Below are 20,091 nucleotides of genomic sequence, written 5' to 3'. Positions count from 1 at the left end.
GATGTCACTCACAGTGCCAGCCCCCCTTCACGGGCGCCATCGGCGATGGCTGCGACACGACCGGCGTAGCGGTTGCCGCCACGGTCGAACACTGCCTCGGAAACGCCGGCGGCCTTCGCGCGCTCAGCGACGAGCTCGCCGACCTTGCGGGCCTTGGCGGTCTTGTCACCGTCGAAGGAGCGCAGCTCGGTCTCGAGCGTGGAAGCGGATGCCACAGTGTGGCCCTTGGCGTCGTCGACGAGCTGCACGAACACGTGGCGCGCGGAGCGGTTGACGACGAGACGCGGGCGGGCGTCGGTGCCGACGATCTTCTTGCGAAGACGTGCGTGACGACGCGCGCGGGCGGCGGACTTGGACTTGACAGCCATGGTTACTTACCAGCCTTTCCGGCCTTGCGACGCACGACCTCGCCGGCGTAGCGCACACCCTTGCCCTTGTACGGCTCGGGCTTGCGGATCTTGCGGATGTTGGCAGCGGCCTCGCCGACCGCCTGCTTGTCGATGCCGCTCACGGTCACCTTGTTGGTGCCCTCGACCGTCAGGGTGATGCCTGCGGGCGGGTCGATGAGGACCGGGTGCGAGAAGCCGAGGGCGAACTCGATCGAGTTGCCCTTCTGCTGCACGCGGTAACCGGTGCCGACGACCTCGAGGCCCTTGGAGTAGCCCTGGGTGACGCCGATGATGTTGTTGTTGATGAGGGTGCGGGTCAGGCCGTGCAGCGAGCGCGATTCGCGCTCGTCGTCCGGGCGGGTGACCAGAACCTGGTTCTCCTCGACCGAGACCTCGATCGGGTTGGCCAGGGTGAGCGACAGCTCGCCCTTGGGGCCCTTGACCGCGACCTCACGGCCGTCGACCGAAACGGTCACGCCCGCGGGGATGTCGATGGGAAGTCGTCCGATTCGCGACATGTCAGATCACCACACGTAGGCGAGAACTTCTCCGCCCACGCCCTTCTGCTCAGCCTGACGGTCGGTGAGAAGACCGGAGGAGGTGGACAGGATGGCAACGCCGAGGCCACCGAGGACCTTGGGCAGCTCGGTCGACTTCGCGTAGACGCGGAGACCGGGCTTCGACACGCGCTTGATGCCGGCGATGGAGCGCTCACGGTTGGGACCGTACTTGAGCGAGAGGGTGAGGTTGCTGCCGACGCGTGCGTCGGTGACCTCGAAGCCTGCGATGTAGCCCTCCTGCTGGAGGATCGAGGCGATGTTCGTCTTGAGCTTGCTCGACGGCATGGTCACGGAGTCGTGGTGCGCCGAGTTCGCGTTGCGCAGACGGGTCAGCATGTCTGCGACCGGGTCTGTCATTGTCATATTCGGGTTCCTTCGATCATGAGGTTCCGGCTGCCGTTACACGACAGACGGCCTTCGATGAGAGTCGCGTCCGAGCGGACGCACAATCTTCAATTGTACGGGATGCGGGGAGGGATGCTGTGCAGCATCCCTCCCCGCACTCTCCGCTTACGCCGGGGCGTCTGCGGTCTTGAACGGGAAGCCGAGCGCGCGCAGGAGTGCGCGACCCTCGTCGTCCGTCTTGGCCGTGGTGACCACGGTGATGTCGAATCCGCGGACGCGGTCGATCTTGTCCTGGTCGATCTCGTGGAACACGCTCTGCTCCTGGAGACCGAAGGTGTAGTTGCCGTTGCCGTCGAACTGGTCGGCCGACAGACCGCGGAAGTCGCGGATGCGCGGCAGCGCCAGGTTGACGAGGCGGTCGACGAACTCCCACGCACGGTCGCCACGGAGGGTGACGTGCGCACCGATGGCCTGGCCCTCGCGCAGCTTGAACTGCGCGATGGACTTGCGGGCCTTGGTGACGATCGGCTTCTGACCGGTGATCTTGGTGAGGTCGGCGATTGCGCCCTCGATCACCTTGGAGTCACGAGCCGCCTCACCGACACCGGTGTTGACGACGACCTTGACCAGGCCGGGGATCTGCATGACGTTCGCGTAGCCGAACTGCTCCTGCAGAGCCTTCTTGATCTCGGTGTTGTACTTCTGCTTCAGGCGAGGCTGGGTCTTGCCAGTCTCAGCAGCAGTTGCCGTAGCCATCAGAGGTCCTTACCTGACTTCTTCGCGTAGCGCACGCGGACCGTGCGCTTCACGCCGTCCTTGACCTGCTCCTCGACGCGGTGGCCGACGCGGGTCGGCTTCTTGCTCGAGGGGTCGACGAGAGCGACGTTGGAGATGTGGATCGGGGCCTCGACGGTCTCGATGCCACCGGTCTTGGTGCCGCGCTGGGTCTGGCCGACACGGCTGTGGCGGGTGACGTAGTTCACGCCCTCCACGACGACGCGGTTCTGCTCGACGAGGATCTCGAGGACCTTGCCCTGCTTGCCGCGGTCGCCGCCCTTGTCCTGCTTGCGGCCGCTGATGACCTGAACCAGGTCACCCTTCTTGATTTTCGCCATGATCAGATGACCTCCGGGGCGAGCGAGACGATCTTCATGAACTTCTTGTCGCGAAGCTCACGACCGACCGGTCCGAAGATACGGGTGCCGCGGGGCTCCCCGTCGTTCTTCAGGATGACGGCGGCGTTCTCGTCGAACTTGATGTACGAGCCGTCTGCACGACGGGTCGACTTGACGGTGCGGACGATGACGGCCTTGACCACGTCGCCCTTCTTGACGTTCCCACCGGGGATCGCGTCCTTGACGGTCGCGACGATGGTGTCGCCCAGGCCGGCGTAGCGGCGGCTGGAGCCACCGAGGACGCGGATCGTGAGCAGCTCCTTGGCGCCGGTGTTGTCGGCGACCTTGACGCGGGACTCGGTCTGGATCACTTTGCCTTCTCCAGGATCTCCACCAGACGCCAGCGCTTGGTGGCGCTCAGCGGGCGGGTCTCGTTGATGAGAACGAGGTCGCCGATGCCGGCGGTGTTGTTCTCGTCGTGCGCCTTGACCTTCGAGGTCACGCGGATGACCTTGCCGTAAAGCGGGTGCTTCACGCGGTCCTCGACCTCGACGACGATGGTCTTGTCCATCTTGTCGCTGACGACGTAGCCGCGGCGGGCCTTGCGGTAACCGCGTGCGTCCGCGTCGCGGACGTCGTGCTCGCCGTGCTCGACGGCGGCAGCAGCCTTCTTCTCAGCCATTACTCGGCCTCCTCCTTCGGCGCCTCAGCCTCATCGGCCTTCTTCGCCTTCGCCTTGGACGCCTTCTTCGCCGGAGCCTCGACCGGAGCGGGCGTCGCACGGATGCCCAGCTCGCGCTCGCGGATCACGGTGTAGAGGCGCGCGATGTCGCGCTTGACGGCGCGGATGCGGCCGTGGCTCTCCAGCTGGCCGGTGGCCGACTGGAAACGGAGGTTGAACAGCTCCTCCTTGGCCTTGCGCAGCTCCTCAACGAGGCGCTGGTCTTCGAACGTGTCGAGCTCTGCCGGAGCGAGCTCCTTGGTGCCGATCGCCATTACGCGTCGCCCTCCTCGCGCTTGATGATGCGTGCCTTGAGCGGCAGCTTGTGAATGGCCCGGGTGAGCGCCTCGCGTGCGAGCTGCTCGTTCACGCCCGCGACCTCGAAGAGGACACGGCCCGGCTTGACGTTGGCGACCCACCACTCGGGCGAGCCCTTACCCGAACCCATGCGGGTCTCAGCGGGCTTCTTGGTGAGCGGGCGGTCGGGGTAGATGTTGATCCACACCTTTCCACCACGCTTGATGTGACGGGTCATCGCGATACGAGCGGACTCGATCTGACGGTTCGTCACGTACGCGGGGGTCAGCGCCTGGATGCCGAACTCACCGAACGACACCTTGGTGCCACCGGTGGCCTGGCCCGAACGCTTCGGGTGGTGCTGCTTGCGGTACTTGACCTTGCGAGGGATAAGCATCAGGCAGACGCTCCTTCTGCGACGGGAGCCTCGTTGCGACGGTCACCGCGGTCGCCACGGGGGCCACGACGGTCGCCACGCTCGCGCGAAGGCTTCTGGTTGGCCTGCTCGCGAGCAAGCTCCTTGTTGGTGAGGTCGCCCTTGTAGATCCAGACCTTCACGCCGATGCGGCCGAAGGTGGTCTTCGCCTCGTAGAAGCCGTAGTCGATGTTCGCGCGCAGCGTGTGCAGCGGCACACGACCCTCGCGGTAGAACTCCGAGCGGCTCATCTCCGCGCCGCCGAGGCGGCCGGAGACCTGGATGCGGATGCCCTTGGCGCCGGCGCGCTGAGCGCCCTGCAGACCCTTGCGCATCGCGCGACGGAACGCCACACGAGCAGAGAGCTGCTCGGCGATGCCCTGCGCGACGAGCTGAGCGTCGGCCTCGGGGTTCTTGACCTCGAGGATGTTCAGCTGGATCTGCTTGCCGGTGAGCTTCTCGAGGTCGCCGCGGATGCGCTCGGCCTCGGCGCCGCGGCGGCCGATGACGATGCCCGGACGTGCGGTGTGGATGTCCACACGCACGCGGTCGCGGGTGCGCTCGATCTCGATGTTCGAGACGCCGGCGCGGTCGAGCTGCGTCTGCAGCAGACGACGGATCTTGATGTCCTCGGCGACGTAGTCGGCGTAACGCTGGCCCGGCTTCGTCGAGTCCGAGAACCAACGCGACACGTGGTCCGTGGTGATGCCGAGGCGGAAGCCGTACGGGTTGACCTTCTGGCCCATTACTTGCTCGCCTTCTTCGTCTTGGCCGCCGGTGCAGCCGCCTCAGCGACCTCCGGGGTGGCCAGCACGACCGTGATGTGGCTCGTGCGCTTCTTGATCTGCGAGGCACGACCCTGAGCACGGGGGCGGAAACGCTTGAGCGTCGTGCCCTCGTCGACGTACGCGTTCTTCACGTACAGGTCCTGCTCGTCCAGGAACTCGCCGTCGCGGTCGGCCTTGACCGATGCGTTGGCGATGGCAGAGTGCACGAGCTTGTAGATCGGCTCGCTGGCACCCTGCGGTGCGAACTTCAGAATGGCCAGTGCTTCCTGCGCCTGCTTGCCCTTGATGAGCGCGACGACACGACGAGCCTTCTGAGGGGTCACGCGGATGTGCTTGACGCGTGCGATGGATTCCACCATTGTTCTCCTCCTCTGTTTCTGTCCAGAGCGTCACCGCGTCAGCGGCGACGGCCCTTCTTGTCGTCCTTCTCGTGGCCGCGGAAGGTGCGGGTGGGCGCGAACTCGCCCAGCTTGTGGCCGACCATGGTCTCGGTCACGAACACAGGGATGTGCTTGCGACCGTCGTGCACGGCGATGGTGTGTCCCAGCATTGCGGGGATGATCATCGAGCGACGCGACCAGGTCTTGATGACGTTCTTCGTACCGGACTCGTTCTGTCCGACCACCTTGCGAAGCAGGTGCTCGTCGACGAAGGGGCCCTTCTTGAGACTGCGTGGCATCTTCCTCTACTCCTACTTGCGCTTCTTGCCGGCGTTGCGGCGGCGGACGATGTACTTGTCACTTTCCTTGTTGGCGTGACGGGTACGACCCTCAGCCTGGCCCCACGGGGAGACGGGGTGACGTCCACCGGACGTCTTGCCCTCACCACCACCGTGCGGGTGGTCGACCGGGTTCATGGCGACACCGCGGACGGTCGGGCGGACGCCCTTCCAGCGCTTGCGGCCGGCCTTGCCCCAGTTGATGTTCGACTGCTCGGCGTTGCCGACCTCGCCGATGGTCGCGCGGCAGCGCGCATCGACGTTGCGGATCTCGCCCGAGGGCAGACGCAGCTGTGCGTAGGGGCCGTCCTTCGCGACCAGACGCACCGAGGCGCCGGCCGAACGGGCCATCTTCGCTCCGCCGCCGGGACGCAGCTCGATCGCGTGGATCACGGTACCGGTGGGGATGTTCTTCAGCGGCAGGTTGTTGCCCGGCTTGATGTCAGCGCCGGCACCCGACTCGACGACGTCGCCCTGCTTCAGCTTGTTCGGGGCGAGGATGTAGCGCTTCTCACCGTCGAAGTAGTGCAGCAGCGCGATGCGCGCGGTGCGGTTGGGGTCGTACTCGATGTGAGCGACCTTGGCGTTGATGCCGTCCTTGTCATTGCGACGGAAGTCGATGACACGGTACTGGCGCTTGTGGCCACCACCGATGTGACGGGTCGTGATGCGGCCCTGGTTGTTGCGACCACCGGTCTTCGAGAGCGGGCGCAGCAGCGACTTCTCAGGCGTCGATCGGGTGATCTCGGCGAAGTCGGCCACCGACGAACCGCGGCGACCCGGGGTCGTGGGCTTGTACTTGCGAATAGCCATTATTAGTCCTTATCCCCCGGTCAGCCGACTGCCGTGAAGATGTCGATGGAACCCGACTTCAGAGCCACGATCGCGCGCTTGGTGTCCTTGCGCTTGCCGGTGCCGAAGCGGGTGCGGCGGGCCTTGCCGACGCGGTTGATCGTGTTGACCGAGGCCACCTTGACGCCGAAGATCTTCTCGATGGCGAGCTTGATCTCGGTCTTCGAGGCGCGCGGGTCGACGAGGAAGGTGTACTTGCCCTCGTCGATCAGGCCGTAGCTCTTCTCGGACACGACCGGTCCGAGGATGATGTCGCGCGGGTCCTTGTTCAGGGCCGTGGCGAGAACGTTCTGCTCGGTCATGCCGAGACCTCCTCTGCGGTCGCACCGGTCTTGGAGGCGATGAAGCCCTCGAGTGCGGCCTTGGTGAAGACGATGTCGTCGGAGACGACGACGTCGTAGGCGTTCAGCTGGTCGAAGCTGATCAGGTGAACGTTCGCGAGGTTGCGGACGCTCTTCGTGGTCAGCTCGTCGGTGCGCTCGATGACGACCAGCACGTTCTTCGACGGGGCGACGGTGGCCAGCAGGCCGGCCGCAGCCTTGGTCGAGGGGGTGCTGTCGGCGACGAAGGCCTCGACGGCGTGCAGACGCTCGCCGCGCAGACGGTCGCTCAGCGCGCCACGGAGGGCGGCGGCGATCATCTTCTTGGGGGTGCGCTGCGAGTAGTCGCGCGGCTGCGGGCCGTGGACAGTGCCACCACCGCGGTGCTGCGGCATGCGGATCGAGCCCTGACGGGCGTTACCCGTGCCCTTCTGCTTGAAGGGCTTGCTGCCGGAGCCGGACACGTCGCCACGAGTCTTCGTGGCGTGGGTGCCCTGACGCGCTGCTGCGAGCTGCGCGACGACGACCTGGTGGATCAGCGGGACGTTGGTCTCGACGTCGAAGATCGCGGCGGGCAGCTCGACCGAGCCAGCCTTCTTGCCGTCGACCGACAGGACGTCGATTGCCAGAGTGGAGTCAGCCATGAGATCAGGCACCCTTCACTGCGTTGCGGACGTACACGATACGACCACGAGCACCGGGGACGGCGCCCTTGACGAGCATGAGTCCCTTCTCGGCGTCGATGGCGTGCACCGTGAGGTTGAGGACGGTCACGCGCTCGCCACCCATGCGGCCGGCCATGCGCATGCCCTTGAACACGCGGCTCGGGGTCGACGACGCGCCGATCGAGCCGGGCTTGCGGTGGTTGCGGTGCGCACCGTGGGAGGCCGAGACGCCGGCGAAGTTGTGACGCTTCATGACACCGGCGGTGCCCTTGCCCTTGCTGGTGCCGACGACGTCGACCAGCTGGCCTGCCTCGAACACGCCATCGAGAGTGAGCTCCTGGCCGAGCGAGTAGTCAGCGGCGTCCGCGGTGCGGATCTCGGTGACGTGGCGACGGGGGGTCACGCCTGCTGCCTCGAAGTGAGCGGTCAGCGGCTTGTTGACCTTGCGGGGGTCGATCTGGCCGTAGGCGATCTGAACGGCGTTGTAGCCGTCCTTCTCGGGGGTGCGAACCTGGGTGACCACGTTCGGAGCCAGCTCGATGACGGTAACGGGGATGAGCTTCCCGTTCTCGTTCCAGACCTGGGTCATGCCGAGCTTGGTGCCGAGCATGCCCTTGGAAATCTTTGCGTTGATGTCAACCATGGCGGACCTCAGAGCTTGATCTCGATGTTGACATCGGCGGGCAGGTCGAGACGCATCAGCGAGTCGACGGCCTTCGGCGTCGGGTCGACGATGTCGATCAGACGCTTGTGGGTCCGCATCTCGAAGTGCTCGCGGCTGTCCTTGTACTTGTGGGGCGACCGGATGACGCACACGACGTTCTTCTCGGTCGGAAGCGGCACGGGGCCGACGACGGTCGCGCCCGCACGGGTCACGGTGTCGACGATCTTACGTGCCGACGTGTCGATGACCTCGTGGTCATACGACTTCAGGCGAATGCGGATCTTCTGTCCCGCCATTGTCTGCTCTCTCTCTTCAGGCGTCGTACCGTCCGGAGCCGGGTGGCCCTGGGGCATTGGACGCACGATGGCGCTGTTGCGCCCTCGGCACTTGCGCACCGCTGTTCTGTTTTCACCATGAAGACGCCAGCAACGTGTGCTCGCGTCTTCGAGTGGGGCTTGTTCTGCTGTCCGCGGCCTAGAACCCTGCTGCGCCCTTCGGGAGGGGCTGCCGCCTATGCACGTTCGTAACAGTGATTCCGCGCATCACGGAGAGCGCAGAAATGTGGAACCTGACTATTCTGCCACGCGGATTCGGGCACCGCAAACCCGGGCGTGTCGCGCATGATCCGGCGGGGTCGGACGCGGGCATCCGGACGGCCGAAGGGGTGGTGCGCCCCAGGCGCACCACCCCTCCTCGTCGCGCGGCGAACCGCGTCTGTCACTGGTTGCCGACGGCTCCGTCGGCCTTGTCGCGGATGTCGTCGATCTGGTCGGCGGCACCAGGAGCGACCTTCTTCGCGAAGTCGGCGATCTCGTCGAGAACGCGGTCGCTGATGTCCTCAGCCTGCTCGCTCTTGACCGCTTCGGCGATCTTGTCCTTGTTCTGCTCGAAAGCATCCTTGCCCTGGTTCACGAGATCCTCGATGCCCATAGCTGTCCTCCCCTGTCGATGCGGCGCAGCGTTCCTGCGCCCCCCTCATTTCTACGCGATGCGGACGACTCCTGTCGAGAACCGCATGAGACGAGAGAAGAGGGGCCGGACCCGAAGGTCCGACCCCTCTTTCGAGAAGCAGATGCTTACGCGAGCACCTTGGTCACCGTGCCGGCGCCGACGGTGCGGCCACCCTCACGGATCGCGAAGCCGAGGCCCTCTTCCATGGCGATGGGCTGGATGAGGTCCACCTTCATGTCGGTGGTGTCACCGGGCATGACCATCTCGGTGCCCTCGGGCAGCGTGATGACGCCGGTCACGTCGGTGGTGCGGAAGTAGAACTGCGGACGGTAGTTCGTGTAGAAGGGGTTGTGGCGGCCACCCTCGTCCTTCGACAGGATGTACGCGGTGCCCTCGAACTCCGTGTGCGGGGTGATCGAGCCCGGCTTCACGACGACCTGGCCGCGCTCGACGTCCTCGCGCTTGGTTCCGCGGAGCAGCAGACCACAGTTCTCGCCGGCCCATGCCTCGTCGAGCTGCTTGTGGAACATCTCGATACCGGTGACCGTGGTCTTCTGGGTCGGGCGGATGCCGACGATCTCGACCTCGGAGTTGATGGCCAGGGTGCCACGCTCGGCGCGGCCCGTGACGACCGTTCCACGACCGGTGATCGTGAAGACGTCCTCGATCGGCATGAGGAACGGCTTGTCGCGGTCACGCTCGGGGTCCGGGATGGCGTCGTCAGCGGCCTGCATGAGCTCGACGATCGACTCGACCCACTTCTCTTCGCCGTTGAGGGCGCCGAGAGCCGAGACCTTGATGACGGGAGCGTCGTCGCCGGGGAAGCCCTGCGACGAGAGCAGCTCGCGGACCTCGAGCTCGACGAGCTCCAGGATCTCCTCGTCGTCGACCATGTCCGACTTGTTGAGGGCGACCATCAGGTACGGCACGCCGACCTGCTTGGCGAGCAGCACGTGCTCACGGGTCTGAGCCATCGGGCCGTCGGTGGCGGCGACCACGAGGATGGCGCCGTCCATCTGAGCAGCACCGGTGATCATGTTCTTGACGTAGTCGGCGTGGCCGGGGGCGTCGACGTGCGCGTAGTGGCGCTTCGGGGTCTCGTACTCGATGTGCGAGATGTTGATGGTGATACCGCGCTGACGCTCCTCGGGAGCCGAGTCGATCGAGGCGAAGTCACGCTGGACGTTGGTGTCCGACGGGTACTTGTCGGCGAGCACCTTCGAGATCGCGGCAGACAGGGTGGTCTTGCCGTGGTCGACGTGACCGATCGTTCCGATGTTGACGTGCGGCTTGGTCCGCTCGAACTTGGCCTTGGCCACTGGGTCCTCCTCAGGACGTTCGTGTAGAGATCGCCGGGCACTGGATTGTGACCGGCTCCCTACGGGTTTCGGTTTCTCAGTTTAGTAGAGAGTGAATGTGAAGTTGTGGGGTGTGGGGATGCCGTGCGGGCACGGCATCCCCAGGAAGGGCTTACTCGCCCTTGGCCTTCTGGATGATCTCATCCGCAACTGCGCGCGGGACCTCAGAGTAGCTGTCGAACTCCATGGAGTACACAGCACGGCCCGAGGTCTTCGAGCGCAGGTCGCCGATGTAGCCGAACATCTCGGACAGCGGCACCGAAGCGCGCACCACCTTGACGCCCTGCGCGTCCTCCATCGACTGGATCTGTCCGCGACGCGAGTTCAGGTCGCCGATGACGTCGCCCATGTACTCCTCGGGAGTACGCACCTCGACCGCCATGAGCGGCTCGAGCAGCACGGGGTTGGCACGGCGAGCGGCCTCCTTGAAGCCCATGGAGCCCGCGATCTTGAACGCCATCTCCGAGGAGTCGACGTCGTGGGCGGCACCGTCGACGATGGTCGCCTTGACGCCCACCATCGGGTAGCCGGCGAGCACGCCGACGTTCATCGCGTCCTGGAAACCGGCGTCGATCGAGCCGATGTACTCACGCGGGATGCGTCCACCGGTGACCGAGTTGACGAACTCGTACGTCTTCTCGCCGTCGAGGTCGAGCGGCTCGATGTTGAACTGGATCTTCGCGAACTGACCCGATCCACCGGTCTGCTTCTTGTGCGTGTAGTCGTGCTTCTCGACGGCCTTGCGGATCGTCTCGCGGTAGGCCACCTGGGGCTTTCCGACGTTCGCCTCGACGCGGAACTCGCGCTTCATGCGGTCGACGAGGATGTCGAGGTGCAGCTCGCCCATGCCCTTGATGGTCGTCTGACCGGTCTCGGGGTTGAGCTCGGTGCGGAAGGTCGGGTCCTCTTCAGCGAGCTTCTGGATCGCGAGACCCAGCTTCTCCTGATCGGCCTTGGTCTTCGGCTCGATGGCGACCTCGATCACCGGCTCGGGGAACGTCATCGACTCCAGCACGACGGGGGCAGCCGGGTCGGCGAGGGTGTCACCGGTGGTGGTGTCCTTCAGGCCGATGACGGCGTAGATGTTGCCCGCGGTGAGCTCGTCGACCGGGTTCTCCTTGTTGGCGTGCATCTGGAAGATCTTTCCGATGCGCTCCTTCTTGCCCTTGGTCGAGTTGACCACGGCGGAGCCCGAGTCGAGGTGACCCGAGTACACGCGGACGTAGGTCAGACGACCGAAGAACGGGTGCACGGCGACCTTGAAGGCGAGAGCCGAGAACGGGTCGTTGGCGTCGGGGTGACGCTCGATGACCTTCTCCTCGTCCTTCGGGTCGTGGGCCTCGATGGCGCCGACGTCGAGGGGGTTGGGGAGGAAGTCGATGACTGCGTCGAGCATCGGCTGCACGCCGCGGTTCTTGAACGCCGAGCCGCAGAGGACCGGGTAGATCTCGTTGGCGACGACCATCTTGCGGATGGCGCCCTTGATCTCGGCGATCGTGAGCTCTTCGCCGCCGAAGAACTTCTCGAGCAGAGCGTCATCGGTCTCGGCGACGGTCTCGAGCAGCTGCTGGCGGTACTCCTCGGCCTTCTCCTGAAGGTCGGCGGGGATCTCCTGCACCTCGTACGAGGCGCCCATGGTCACGTCACCCTTTGCGTCGCCGGGCCAGACCAGCGCGCGCATCTCGATGAGGTCCACGACGCCGATGAAGTCGCTCTCGGCGCCGATCGGGAGCTGCAGCACGAGCGGCTTGGCACCCAGGCGGTTCACGATGGTGTCGACGGTGTAGTAGAAGTCGGCGCCCAGCTTGTCCATCTTGTTGACGAAGCAGATGCGGGGAACGCCGTACTTGTCGGCCTGACGCCACACGGTCTCGGACTGGGGCTCGACGCCCTCCTTGCCGTCGAAGACGGCGACAGCGCCGTCGAGCACGCGCAGCGAGCGCTCGACCTCGACGGTGAAGTCCACGTGACCGGGGGTGTCGATGATGTTGATCTGGTTCTTGTTCCAGAAGCAGGTCACGGCGGCCGACGTGATCGTGATGCCGCGCTCCTTCTCCTGCTCCATCCAGTCCGTCGTCGACGCGCCGTCGTGGGTCTCGCCGAGCTTGTGGTTGACACCCGTGTAGAACAGGATGCGCTCGGTGGTGGTGGTCTTGCCGGCATCGATGTGGGCCATGATGCCGATGTTGCGGACCTTGCTCAGGTCGGTGAGCACTTCTTGTGCCACGGGGGTTCCTCCGGGATGGTTCAGGAACGAACAGAGAGTGGGAGCGGATGCCGCGGCAGCGGCATCCGCTCAGCCCTTTACCAGCGGTAGTGGGCGAAGGCGCGGTTCGACTCGGCCATCTTGTGGGTGTCCTCGCGGCGCTTGACCGCGGCTCCCAGGCCGTTCGACGCGTCGAGGATCTCGTTCTGCAGGCGCTCGGTCATCGTCTTCTCACGACGACCCTTCGCGTAGCTGACCAGCCAGCGCAGCGCGAGGGTGTTCGCGCGGTGCGGCTTGACCTCGACGGGAACCTGGTAGGTCGAGCCGCCGACGCGGCGGCTGCGGACCTCGAGGGTCGGGCGCACGTTGTCGAGCGCCTTCTTGAGGGTGGCGACGGCGTCCTGGCCGTTCTTCGCCTCGACACCGCGGAGGGCGCCGTAGACGATGGACTCGGCGAGCGACTTCTTGCCGTCGACGAGGATCTTGTTCACCAGCGAGGTGACGATCGGAGCGCCGTAGACCGGGTCGTTGACGACGGGGCGCTTGGGTGCGGGTCCCTTACGAGGCATCTGACTCAGCCCTTCTTCGCGCCGTAGCGGGAACGAGCCTGCTTACGGTTCTTCACTGCCTGGGTGTCGAGCGCACCACGGACGATCTTGTAGCGGACACCGGGGAGGTCCTTCACACGACCACCGCGGACGAGCACGAGCGAGTGCTCCTGCAGGTTGTGGCCCTCACCGGGGATGTAGGCGGTCACCTCGGTGCCGTTGCGGAGCTTCACACGAGCGACCTTGCGCATCGCCGAGTTCGGCTTCTTCGGGGTGGTGGTGTACACACGGGTGCACACGCCGGCCTGCTGCGGGTTCGCCTTCAGGGCGGGCGCCTTGGTCTTCGAGACCTTGGGCGAGCGTCCCTTGCGAACCAACTGCTGAATAGTTGGCACGTTCTCTCCTCATAGTGCTGCACGGTGACAGCGTGATGGGTTTCACATCATGACCCACCGGCTCGACAGAGGAGTCGGGCTTTTGGTGTGATGGGTATGCCGTGGGGGCGAACCGACGGTGCCGGCGCCCTGCGTGCGCGCACAGTCGTGCACACACCCGATCAAGTGTAAGGGCGCGGGGCCGTGGCGGTCAAATGAGCAGAGCGGATGCTGTGCTACGGAGTGTCGGGGTCGAACGGCGAGTCCAGCGCCTCGCTCAGCTCGGCCAGCATGGCCTCGATCTGCGGCTCGACGTACTGCGAGATCGCCGCCTGCACGTTCAGCCGGTGGCGCAGCAGCAGACCGCAGATCTCGCGCCCGATCATGTTCGCGTAGTCGTCGGCCAGCGCCACCTCCTGACGCAGAGCGGCTTTGGCGTCCTCAGACAGCGGGGGCAGGGGCGGCAGCTCCGCCGCCGCCTCATCCGCCATGCCCGCGACAGTGAAGAGGAACGGCGCCCCCGGCAGGGGGTCGGGGTCGAGGGGCATCCCCTCGTACTCCGGATCGAGCCCCTCCCCCGGACGGTACGCGCGCGACCGATTGCGGTCGGCCTGATGGTCGAGCTCGGCCTGGAGCATCGGCAGGTTGCGCGCCGTGTACTCGGCCACGGCCTGATCGACGATCGCCTTGATACGGGTGGACAGCCCGTGCTGCACGCCGTGCGGCACGTTGCCCCCGATGCCGACGGCCGACAGAATCGGAGAGCCGAGGCAGCGGCGGCACGGTGCCACCCGCCCGCGATGCGTGGCCGGCGCCCAGCGCGGCACCCAGCGCAGCCAGGCCTCGACGGCCTGGTCGACCTGCGACTCCAGCGACCTCTCCACGAATACAGAGTAGGGCCGTCATCGCCGCAGTCGGCGCTTTCCCCGCGGCGGCGCGTCCGTCACTCCGCGTCGTCGCGCTCCCACGGCCATCGAGGGGTGCCCGATCGTGCGCGGCGGAGGGCGACCGCGATCCAGCCGGCGACCAGCGCGGCGACGATGACCACCGCGCTCGACCCGCGGACGACGATCTGCGAGGCCGCAGCGGCGGCGTGCGCGATGCCGGCACCGCCGACGAGCGCCGAGAGCCAGACAGCACCGAGATGGGCGAGGGCCGTGGCGACGGCGATCAGCACGACCGCCCCGAACGAGGGCAGGGCGCGGCGCAGCAGCGGGGCCGACAGCGCGGCGAAGACCAGGATCGCCACCGCCATCCCCACCACTCCTGGCCAGAGGGTGAGACCTTCGACGGAGATGATGTCGGTGTCGGCGAAGTACGACAGCATCCCGAGGCCGAGGATCGAGAAGGCGGCGAAGCAGACCCCGCCGACCACCCCTGCCAGAAAAGCAGAGACCCCCTCCGGCGCGGGGCCGTGGGGGTCTCTGGTGGTCATGCCGTCACCTTACGCTCATCGAAGAGCGGCGGGGCCGGCCTCGAGCGTGCGCTCGTACTCGGCCTGCGCCTCGGCGTTGAGAGCCTTCTTCTTGGCCCCGCTGCGGGCGACCCACGCGCCGAACCAGATCGTGAGCTCGCGGGCGAAGATGAACGATGCGATCGCGAGCGGGGCGAGCAGCGACTCGTTCACCACCTCGACCGACTCGGTGGCGGTGATGCGCCAGAACGGCTCCTGGAAGAGCTGCCCGAGGATGTATCCGCCGTAGGTCGCGATCGCCACGAACAGGCCGAGGGTGACCCACTTGCCCCAGCGGGCGCGGTTGATGAACGCGCCCAGCAGCCAGAACGCGAGGAAGAAGACCACGACGGGCACCCAGAACGACCAGGTGGTGAGCGGTGCGAGGGCCGCGGTGCCGACGTTCTCGGTCGTGACGTCGCCGCTCAGCGCGCCGAAGCCGAGGATCGCGCCGAGGTAGAGGATCGCGAACGCGAGGGCCGCCAGCAGTCCGATGGCACCCGCGGTTCCGCGGTTGCCGAGCTCGCGAGGCGGCTCGGGCGCCTGCACGAAGATCGGCTGCGGGGCGGCCGGGGGCGCGACGGGCTCGGCGGGAACGACCCGCGTCTCGGCCGAGTGGTCGGCGGGCGCGGCGTAGGCGGTGTCGGCGACCGTCGGGTGGTGCTCGCGGTCGGTGTCGATCACCCGGGTCGCGTCGGCGTCGGTGTCGACGGTCGAGGCGGATGCCGTGCTGTCGAGCGCGTCGTGATGCGCTCCGTCGCGGTGGGCGTCGAGACGGTCGGCGTCCGCGCGGTGCGCGTCGCCACGGTCGGCGTCGAGACGGTCTGCGTCGACGGACGCGGCGTCAGCACGGTCGATGTCGGCACGGTCGGCGTCGGCGGGGTCGCGGGTCACGGCGGGCTCGGACGAGCCGAAGGTGCCGGGGTGGTCGCGCTCGGCCGCCTCGAAGGCCGCCAGGTCGGGATCGACGGGACCTGCCGCAGCATCCGTCCGCGGCACGTCAGCGCGGGCTGCGGCGGCGGCGTCGAGTCCCTCGTTGGCGCGGCCGACGACGTCGTCCACGTCGTGGTGCTGCTCGTTCTTGGGAACCTCGGGGTCGCTCATGTGATCGCCTCTCGTGATAGGTGCACACCGAGGCTAGCGCCGCGGGCGATCCGCACCGCGCAGGCGTGCCGATGTGTCCGGGATATCGGCATCCGTCAGGGTCAGCGTCAGCGGGGCACGGTGCCGTCGAGCAGATGCCCGACCATGAAGAGCAGCCCGGGACCGGCCGGCAGCGAGAGCCACATCAGGGCGCCGACGACGGCGGCGCACAGCAGACCCACGATCCAGCTGATCGCCAGGTTCCGTCCTCCGACTCGGGCCGCCATGCGCTCACCGTACGCCCTGCCAGGGCCCCGTGGGGGCATCCGATCACCGTGTCTCGGTGCTGACCCACGATGGCCGAACAGCGGACCGCGGATGCTACTTGACCGCTCCCGCGGTGAGACCGCCGACGATGTACTTCTGCAGGAAGAGGAACAGGATCATCACCGGCACCGCCGCCATGACCGCACCGGCCGAGAACGCCGACCAGTCGGCGTAGCGGGGGTTCGCCACGAGCTTGGTGAGCCCGACGACCAGGGTCTGCTTCTCGGGGTCGATGAGGATGACGCTGGCGATCACGTACTCGTTCACGATGCCGATGAACGACAGCAGTCCGACCACCGCGAGGATGGGCGCGACCAGCCGCAGGATGATCGTGAAGAAGATGCGCGCGTGACCTGCGCCGTCGATGCGGGCGGCCTCGTCGATCTCCTTGGGGATCGTGTTGAAGAAGCCGTACATCAGATAGGTGTTCACGCCCAGCGCGCCGCCCAGGTACACGAGGATCAGGCCCGTGTGGGTGTTCAGCCCGATCGCGGGGAACCAGTCGCCGAGGGTCGACATGAGCATGAACAGCGCGACGACCGCGAGGAGCTGCGGGAACATCTGCACGACAACGACGGTGATCAGGCCGATCCGGCGGCCGGCGAACCTCATGCGCGAGAACGCGTAGGCGGCGCACGCGCCGATGAACACGGTCAGAAGACCGGTCACCGCGGCGATCACGAGGGTGTTCAGGAACCACAGCCCGTACGGGTTCTGCGGATCCGACAGGATGCGCACGTAGCTGTCGACGCCGATGGCCGAGAAGAGCTGGTTCGATCCCGTCAGGGTGCCCTTGGGGTTCAGCGACGCCGAGAGCACGTACATCAGCGGGAAGAGCGCGAACACGCTCACCACGATCGCGACGAGGTGCCGCCACCCGGTGTCGGCGAACCACGCGCCGAACGAGCGCTTGCGCGGAGTGAGGGTCTGGGTGCTCATCAGTTCAGCTCCTCGAGTGCCTTGGTCTTGCGGAAGCTGATGATCGAGATCGTCGCCACCACGATGAAGATGAGGATCGTGAAGGCCGAGGCGAGACCGTAGTCGCGCGTCTGCCCGGTGAACGCCACCTTGTAGACCATCGAGATCAGGATGTCGGTGTGCCCGACCGGGATCGAGACGTCGGTGAACCGGGGCCCGCCCTTGGTGAGCATGTAGATCAGGTTGAAGTTGTTGAAGTTGAACGCGAACGACGAGATCAGCAGCGGCGCCACCGTCACGAGCAGCAGCGGCAGCTTGATGCGGCGGAAGATCTGCCAGGGGTTCGCGCCGTCCATCACGGCGGCCTCGTTGACGTCTTCCGGGATGCCCTGCAGAGCCCCCATGCAGACGAGGAACATGTACGGGAAGCCCAGCCACAGGTTGACGATGAGGATCGACACCTTGGCGAGGGTCGGGTCGGTCAGCCACGGGACCTCGGCGCCGCCGAGCAGCACCTGGTTGATGAAGCCGAAGCTCTCGTTCATCATCCCCGCCCACACCAGCGCCGACAGGAAGGCGGGGAAGGCGTAGGGAAGGATCATGATGATCCGGTAGGCGTTGCGGAACCGCATCCGGGTGTTGTTGAACACCAGCGCCATCAGCAGGCCCAGGAAGAACGTCGACGCCACGGAGATGACCGCGAAGACGAAGGTCCAGACCGTGACCGAGATCAGCGGGCCGCGGATGGACGCGTCGGTGACGGCGCGCACGAAGTTGTCGAACCCGACGTTGACCTGCCAGCCGGGCATGAGCTGCTCGCCGCCGTCGGCGGTGAAGGCGCCGGTGCCGATGTCGGAGTAGACGATGCCGCTGCGGGTGTCGGTGATCGTGTCGGCCGACGCGTCGTACTCGAGCTGCGAGATGTACAGATAGCCGCTCTGCCCGTCGGGAGTGCGCAGGCTGCCGTCGTTGGGGTCGTCGCTGAACGGGACCGACAGCTTCTCGAGCTCGGATGAGAGTCCGAACACCTCGGCGAGCGGGAGCGAGTTCCAGCCGTCGGTCGCGGTGGCGCGGTCGCCGTCGAACTGCGCGTCGACCTCGTGCAGCGGCTCGTCGTTGGTTCCGAGCAGCGCGTCGCCGGTGTCGGGGTCGGTGACGAGCAGTCCGTAGACCCCTGCCTGCTCGACGATCTGCACGGGGTATGCCGGGGAGTCCTCGACCCGCTCCTGAGCGGAGGCGAGCAGGGCCGAGATGGCCTGCGGCTTCGACCCGTTGTGCCCCGTGCCGTAGTTGGTGAAGCCGATGTAGCCGGTGTAGATGAGCGCGAAGACCTGGAAGAGGACCAGGAAGATGATGCCGGGCGTGAGGTATTTGGCCGGCACACGGCGACGCGAGAAGTAGATGTAGTTCACGGCGGCCGTGACCGCCACGACGATGGCCAGAACGAGCCATTCCTGGTGCGTGAAGAGCACGAACGCGGCATAGAGCGCGACCGCGTCGACGATGCCCAGCAGCAGGATCTTCAGCAGCATCCATCCGATGGGCGTGCCGGCCGCCTCGGCGATCTGGGCCGCCTGCCGCTGGCGCCTGGTCGGAGGCGCCGTCTGCTCGGTGGTGTCTGTCATCTCTGTCCCCGTCGTCTCGAAGGCTCGATGGCGCGGGCGCATCCGGGGCGCGGCGATGCCGCAGGCCCCGGATGCGCCCGGGCGATCACTTGATGGCTGCGGACACGTCGTCCGCGAGCTTCTGCCAGGTGGCCTTCGGGTCGGCGCCGTTGATCACGGCCGCCTCTGCGATGCCCCAGTACTGCCAGACCGATCCCATGGCGGGGATGGCGGGCATCGGGACGGCGTCGGCACCGACGGCCTGGAAGCCGGCGATGATCGGGTCGGATGCCGCGGTGTCGGCGGCGGCGGTCAGCGCAGGCAGCACGTTGCCGGCCTTGAACAGCTCGAGCTGCACGTCTTCGGTGCCGATGTAGTTCACCAGGAAGTCGTTCGCGGCGACCTTGTTCTTCGACTCGGAGCTGACGAAGAAGCCCTTGACGCCGGCGAACGGCGACGCGGGCTCGGCCGTGGGGCTGGGGATCGGGTCGATGGCGACGTCGATGCCGGCGTCGACGGCCGTGCCGACGTTCCACGGGCCGGTCAGCCAGAAGGCGGCCTTGCCGTCGAGGAACTGCTGCTTGGCGATCTCGCCGTCGATGTCGGTGTTCAGGGTTCCCGCCTCGCCCTGGGCGGCGAGCCAGTCAGCGAAGGCGAAGCCGCCCTCGCTGCCGAGCTGCAGGTCGGCGGCGTCGTAGCTGCCCGAGGCGTCGGTGCCGAAGACGGGTGCGCCGAAGGCGGTCTGGAACGGGTAGAGGTGGTACGGGTTGCCCTCGGCACCCTGCTCGACCACGAAGGTGCCCTTGGAGACCATGTCGTCGAAGTTCTTGGGCGCCTCGGGAACGAGCTTCGTGTTGCGCAGCACCGCGATGTTCTCGACGGCGTACGGGAGCATGTACACCGTGCCGTCGTAGGTGGCGGCCTGGGTCGCGACGGGCAGGTACCCCTCGGCCGAGTCGCCGAGCTCGATCGGGGCGACGACGCCGTTGGTCGACAGCTCGCCGAGCCAGTCGTGGGCGCCCATGACCACGTCGGGGCCCTTGCCCGTCGGCGCCTGCTGGATGAAGTCGTCCTTGATGTCGTCGACCGACTTGCCGACGAGGTCGACCGTGACGCCGGTCTTCTCCTCGTACGCCTCGGCCGCGCCCTTGAGCGCGTCGACGCGCTCGGCGTCGAGCCAGACGGTGAGCTTGCTGGACTCGCCCTTGGCCGGCTTGTCGCCGTCGGCGGAGGGTGCGGACGATGCGCAGCCGCTCAGGGCGATTGCGGACGTGACGGCGAGTGCGCCGAAAGCGAGGATGCTCCTCTTGGTCACCTTCATTGGTGCGTGCCTCTCTGGATGCGGGTGGCCTGCGGAAACTGCAAGCGCTTACAGTATGCATCCCTCTCTCGATCACGCGCAATGATCGAGAGCACCGAT

At 66.6% G+C, this 20,091-nt stretch carries 29 protein-coding genes; all 29 read right to left on the bottom strand.

The genetic code is table 11. The features are described 5' to 3' along the window. Window positions 1-8: 8 nt before the first annotated feature. The 29 genes from rplR to AB0N59_RS06955 all read right to left on the bottom strand — a co-directional run bounded on the left by rplR (window position 9) and on the right by AB0N59_RS06955 (window position 19,992). The gene (gene rplR / locus AB0N59_RS07095) at window positions 9-368 is read right to left on the bottom strand and encodes a 50S ribosomal protein L18 (RefSeq protein ID WP_182254230.1); all 360 of its coding nucleotides are present in this window, start codon (window positions 366-368) and stop codon (window positions 9-11) included. 2 nt (window positions 369-370) lie between these two features. Then, window positions 371-907, bottom strand: a complete 537-nt coding sequence (gene rplF, locus AB0N59_RS07090) for a 50S ribosomal protein L6 (protein ID WP_204974442.1) — start codon at window positions 905-907, stop codon at window positions 371-373. A 6-nt stretch (window positions 908-913) separates the two neighbouring features. Continuing rightward, window positions 914-1,312, bottom strand: a complete 399-nt coding sequence (gene rpsH / locus AB0N59_RS07085) for a 30S ribosomal protein S8 (RefSeq protein WP_204974443.1) — start codon at window positions 1,310-1,312, stop codon at window positions 914-916. Between the two features lie 147 nt (window positions 1,313-1,459). Next, window positions 1,460-2,050, bottom strand: a complete 591-nt coding sequence (rplE, locus tag AB0N59_RS07080) for a 50S ribosomal protein L5 (protein WP_363480703.1) — start codon at window positions 2,048-2,050, stop codon at window positions 1,460-1,462. Then, entirely contained in the window at window positions 2,050-2,409 is a 360-nt protein-coding gene (gene rplX, locus AB0N59_RS07075; protein WP_363480700.1) for a 50S ribosomal protein L24, read from the bottom strand. The genes rplE and rplX overlap by 1 nt, the downstream gene beginning before the upstream one ends. Window positions 2,410-2,411: 2 nt before the next feature. Beyond that, entirely contained in the window at window positions 2,412-2,780 is a 369-nt protein-coding gene (rplN, locus tag AB0N59_RS07070; protein WP_099194602.1) for a 50S ribosomal protein L14, read from the bottom strand. Continuing rightward, window positions 2,777-3,091 (bottom strand): 30S ribosomal protein S17, encoded by a 315-nt coding sequence (gene rpsQ, locus AB0N59_RS07065; RefSeq protein WP_363480697.1) that lies wholly within the window; start codon window positions 3,089-3,091, stop codon window positions 2,777-2,779. The genes rplN and rpsQ overlap by 4 nt, the downstream gene beginning before the upstream one ends. After that, on the bottom strand, window positions 3,091-3,405 hold the full coding sequence (rpmC, locus tag AB0N59_RS07060; protein WP_204974446.1) for a 50S ribosomal protein L29: 315 nt from the start codon (window positions 3,403-3,405) through the stop codon (window positions 3,091-3,093). Before rpmC ends, rpsQ begins: the two co-directional genes overlap by 1 nt. After that, the gene (gene rplP, locus AB0N59_RS07055) at window positions 3,405-3,824 is read right to left on the bottom strand and encodes a 50S ribosomal protein L16 (RefSeq protein ID WP_099194600.1); all 420 of its coding nucleotides are present in this window, start codon (window positions 3,822-3,824) and stop codon (window positions 3,405-3,407) included. Before rplP ends, rpmC begins: the two co-directional genes overlap by 1 nt. Further along, window positions 3,824-4,588, bottom strand: coding sequence for a 30S ribosomal protein S3 (rpsC, locus tag AB0N59_RS07050; RefSeq protein ID WP_071640276.1), 765 nt, complete (start codon window positions 4,586-4,588; stop codon window positions 3,824-3,826). The genes rplP and rpsC overlap by 1 nt, the downstream gene beginning before the upstream one ends. Next, window positions 4,588-4,989, bottom strand: a complete 402-nt coding sequence (gene rplV, locus AB0N59_RS07045) for a 50S ribosomal protein L22 (RefSeq protein ID WP_182254257.1) — start codon at window positions 4,987-4,989, stop codon at window positions 4,588-4,590. The genes rpsC and rplV overlap by 1 nt, the downstream gene beginning before the upstream one ends. A gap of 38 nt (window positions 4,990-5,027) precedes the next feature. Then, on the bottom strand, window positions 5,028-5,309 hold the full coding sequence (gene rpsS, locus AB0N59_RS07040; RefSeq protein WP_071640280.1) for a 30S ribosomal protein S19: 282 nt from the start codon (window positions 5,307-5,309) through the stop codon (window positions 5,028-5,030). Window positions 5,310-5,321: 12 nt separating this feature from the next. Further along, a complete protein-coding gene (gene rplB, locus AB0N59_RS07035) occupies window positions 5,322-6,161 on the bottom strand; it encodes a 50S ribosomal protein L2 (protein WP_071640282.1) in 840 nt (279 codons plus the stop codon). Between the two features lie 20 nt (window positions 6,162-6,181). Next, window positions 6,182-6,502, bottom strand: a complete 321-nt coding sequence (rplW, locus tag AB0N59_RS07030; protein ID WP_182254259.1) for a 50S ribosomal protein L23 — start codon at window positions 6,500-6,502, stop codon at window positions 6,182-6,184. After that, window positions 6,499-7,164, bottom strand: a complete 666-nt coding sequence (gene rplD / locus AB0N59_RS07025) for a 50S ribosomal protein L4 (RefSeq protein WP_363480693.1) — start codon at window positions 7,162-7,164, stop codon at window positions 6,499-6,501. The genes rplW and rplD overlap by 4 nt, the downstream gene beginning before the upstream one ends. Before the next feature lie 4 nt (window positions 7,165-7,168). Beyond that, window positions 7,169-7,828: a 50S ribosomal protein L3 gene (gene rplC / locus AB0N59_RS07020; protein ID WP_099194596.1), complete on the bottom strand. Its 660-nt coding sequence runs from the start codon at window positions 7,826-7,828 to the stop codon at window positions 7,169-7,171. Window positions 7,829-7,836: 8 nt separating this feature from the next. Further along, complete coding sequence (gene rpsJ, locus AB0N59_RS07015; RefSeq protein ID WP_017201594.1) at window positions 7,837-8,145, bottom strand: 30S ribosomal protein S10; 309 nt, start codon at window positions 8,143-8,145, stop codon at window positions 7,837-7,839. Window positions 8,146-8,566: 421 nt separating this feature from the next. Continuing rightward, a complete protein-coding gene (locus tag AB0N59_RS07010) occupies window positions 8,567-8,779 on the bottom strand; it encodes a hypothetical protein (protein WP_204974450.1) in 213 nt (70 codons plus the stop codon). Window positions 8,780-8,925: 146 nt separating this feature from the next. After that, a complete protein-coding gene (gene tuf / locus AB0N59_RS07005) occupies window positions 8,926-10,119 on the bottom strand; it encodes an elongation factor Tu (RefSeq protein ID WP_204974451.1) in 1,194 nt (397 codons plus the stop codon). A 151-nt stretch (window positions 10,120-10,270) separates the two neighbouring features. Further along, window positions 10,271-12,385, bottom strand: coding sequence for an elongation factor G (gene fusA, locus AB0N59_RS07000; RefSeq protein ID WP_363480688.1), 2,115 nt, complete (start codon window positions 12,383-12,385; stop codon window positions 10,271-10,273). Window positions 12,386-12,462: 77 nt separating this feature from the next. Next, the gene (rpsG, locus tag AB0N59_RS06995) at window positions 12,463-12,933 is read right to left on the bottom strand and encodes a 30S ribosomal protein S7 (RefSeq protein ID WP_017201608.1); all 471 of its coding nucleotides are present in this window, start codon (window positions 12,931-12,933) and stop codon (window positions 12,463-12,465) included. 5 nt (window positions 12,934-12,938) lie between these two features. Then, window positions 12,939-13,307, bottom strand: a complete 369-nt coding sequence (gene rpsL / locus AB0N59_RS06990; protein WP_018171438.1) for a 30S ribosomal protein S12 — start codon at window positions 13,305-13,307, stop codon at window positions 12,939-12,941. Between the two features lie 215 nt (window positions 13,308-13,522). Then, window positions 13,523-14,170, bottom strand: coding sequence for a spermidine/putrescine ABC transporter substrate-binding protein (locus AB0N59_RS06985; RefSeq protein WP_363480685.1), 648 nt, complete (start codon window positions 14,168-14,170; stop codon window positions 13,523-13,525). A gap of 59 nt (window positions 14,171-14,229) precedes the next feature. Further along, a complete protein-coding gene (locus AB0N59_RS06980; RefSeq protein WP_363480682.1) occupies window positions 14,230-14,721 on the bottom strand; it encodes a hypothetical protein in 492 nt (163 codons plus the stop codon). A 15-nt stretch (window positions 14,722-14,736) separates the two neighbouring features. Then, window positions 14,737-15,843 (bottom strand): ABC transporter, encoded by a 1,107-nt coding sequence (locus AB0N59_RS06975; RefSeq protein ID WP_363480679.1) that lies wholly within the window; start codon window positions 15,841-15,843, stop codon window positions 14,737-14,739. A 107-nt stretch (window positions 15,844-15,950) separates the two neighbouring features. After that, window positions 15,951-16,109 carry a hypothetical protein gene (locus tag AB0N59_RS06970; RefSeq protein ID WP_204974456.1) on the bottom strand — a complete coding sequence of 53 codons (159 nt, stop codon included), beginning with the start codon at window positions 16,107-16,109 and terminating at the stop codon, window positions 15,951-15,953. A 94-nt stretch (window positions 16,110-16,203) separates the two neighbouring features. Continuing rightward, entirely contained in the window at window positions 16,204-17,088 is an 885-nt protein-coding gene (locus tag AB0N59_RS06965; protein WP_363480676.1) for a sugar ABC transporter permease, read from the bottom strand. Beyond that, the gene (gene malF / locus AB0N59_RS06960) at window positions 17,088-18,692 is read right to left on the bottom strand and encodes a maltose ABC transporter permease MalF (protein WP_363480673.1); all 1,605 of its coding nucleotides are present in this window, start codon (window positions 18,690-18,692) and stop codon (window positions 17,088-17,090) included. The genes AB0N59_RS06965 and malF overlap by 1 nt, the downstream gene beginning before the upstream one ends. 85 nt (window positions 18,693-18,777) lie before the next feature. After that, window positions 18,778-19,992: a maltose ABC transporter substrate-binding protein gene (locus AB0N59_RS06955; RefSeq protein ID WP_363480670.1), complete on the bottom strand. Its 1,215-nt coding sequence runs from the start codon at window positions 19,990-19,992 to the stop codon at window positions 18,778-18,780. Window positions 19,993-20,091 lie beyond the last annotated feature (99 nt).

The sequence above is a fragment of the Microbacterium sp. NPDC089321 genome, from assembly GCF_040684935.1.
Taxonomy (GTDB): domain Bacteria; phylum Actinomycetota; class Actinomycetes; order Actinomycetales; family Microbacteriaceae; genus Microbacterium.
The sequence above is the reverse complement of the archived record's forward strand: the minus strand, read 5'-3'. Positions and strand labels throughout refer to the sequence as shown.

Excerpts from the sequence above, each read along its gene's own strand:
- rplR (WP_182254230.1), bottom strand. The coding sequence starts at position 368 with ATGGCTGTCAAGTCCAAGTCCGCCGCCCGCGCGCGTCGTCACGCACGT.
- rplF (WP_204974442.1), bottom strand. The coding sequence starts at position 907 with ATGTCGCGAATCGGACGACTTCCCATCGACATCCCCGCGGGCGTGACC.
- rpsH (WP_204974443.1), bottom strand. The coding sequence starts at position 1,312 with ATGACAATGACAGACCCGGTCGCAGACATGCTGACCCGTCTGCGCAAC.
- rplE (WP_363480703.1), bottom strand. The coding sequence starts at position 2,050 with ATGGCTACGGCAACTGCTGCTGAGACTGGCAAGACCCAGCCTCGCCTG.
- rplX (WP_363480700.1), bottom strand. The coding sequence starts at position 2,409 with ATGGCGAAAATCAAGAAGGGTGACCTGGTTCAGGTCATCAGCGGCCGC.
- rpsQ (WP_363480697.1), bottom strand. The coding sequence starts at position 3,091 with ATGGCTGAGAAGAAGGCTGCTGCCGCCGTCGAGCACGGCGAGCACGAC.
- rpmC (WP_204974446.1), bottom strand. The coding sequence starts at position 3,405 with ATGGCGATCGGCACCAAGGAGCTCGCTCCGGCAGAGCTCGACACGTTC.
- rplP (WP_099194600.1), bottom strand. The coding sequence starts at position 3,824 with ATGCTTATCCCTCGCAAGGTCAAGTACCGCAAGCAGCACCACCCGAAG.
- rpsC (WP_071640276.1), bottom strand. The coding sequence starts at position 4,588 with ATGGGCCAGAAGGTCAACCCGTACGGCTTCCGCCTCGGCATCACCACG.
- rplV (WP_182254257.1), bottom strand. The coding sequence starts at position 4,989 with ATGGTGGAATCCATCGCACGCGTCAAGCACATCCGCGTGACCCCTCAG.
- rpsS (WP_071640280.1), bottom strand. The coding sequence starts at position 5,309 with ATGCCACGCAGTCTCAAGAAGGGCCCCTTCGTCGACGAGCACCTGCTT.
- rplB (WP_071640282.1), bottom strand. The coding sequence starts at position 6,161 with ATGGCTATTCGCAAGTACAAGCCCACGACCCCGGGTCGCCGCGGTTCG.
- rplW (WP_182254259.1), bottom strand. The coding sequence starts at position 6,502 with ATGACCGAGCAGAACGTTCTCGCCACGGCCCTGAACAAGGACCCGCGC.
- rplD (WP_363480693.1), bottom strand. The coding sequence starts at position 7,164 with ATGGCTGACTCCACTCTGGCAATCGACGTCCTGTCGGTCGACGGCAAG.
- rplC (WP_099194596.1), bottom strand. The coding sequence starts at position 7,828 with ATGGTTGACATCAACGCAAAGATTTCCAAGGGCATGCTCGGCACCAAG.
- rpsJ (WP_017201594.1), bottom strand. The coding sequence starts at position 8,145 with ATGGCGGGACAGAAGATCCGCATTCGCCTGAAGTCGTATGACCACGAG.
- AB0N59_RS07010 (WP_204974450.1), bottom strand. The coding sequence starts at position 8,779 with ATGGGCATCGAGGATCTCGTGAACCAGGGCAAGGATGCTTTCGAGCAG.
- rpsG (WP_017201608.1), bottom strand. The coding sequence starts at position 12,933 with ATGCCTCGTAAGGGACCCGCACCCAAGCGCCCCGTCGTCAACGACCCG.
- AB0N59_RS06980 (WP_363480682.1), bottom strand. The coding sequence starts at position 14,721 with ATGACCACCAGAGACCCCCACGGCCCCGCGCCGGAGGGGGTCTCTGCT.
- AB0N59_RS06975 (WP_363480679.1), bottom strand. The coding sequence starts at position 15,843 with ATGAGCGACCCCGAGGTTCCCAAGAACGAGCAGCACCACGACGTGGAC.
- AB0N59_RS06970 (WP_204974456.1), bottom strand. The coding sequence starts at position 16,109 with ATGGCGGCCCGAGTCGGAGGACGGAACCTGGCGATCAGCTGGATCGTG.
- AB0N59_RS06965 (WP_363480676.1), bottom strand. The coding sequence starts at position 17,088 with ATGAGCACCCAGACCCTCACTCCGCGCAAGCGCTCGTTCGGCGCGTGG.
- malF (WP_363480673.1), bottom strand. The coding sequence starts at position 18,692 with ATGACAGACACCACCGAGCAGACGGCGCCTCCGACCAGGCGCCAGCGG.
- AB0N59_RS06955 (WP_363480670.1), bottom strand. The coding sequence starts at position 19,992 with ATGAAGGTGACCAAGAGGAGCATCCTCGCTTTCGGCGCACTCGCCGTC.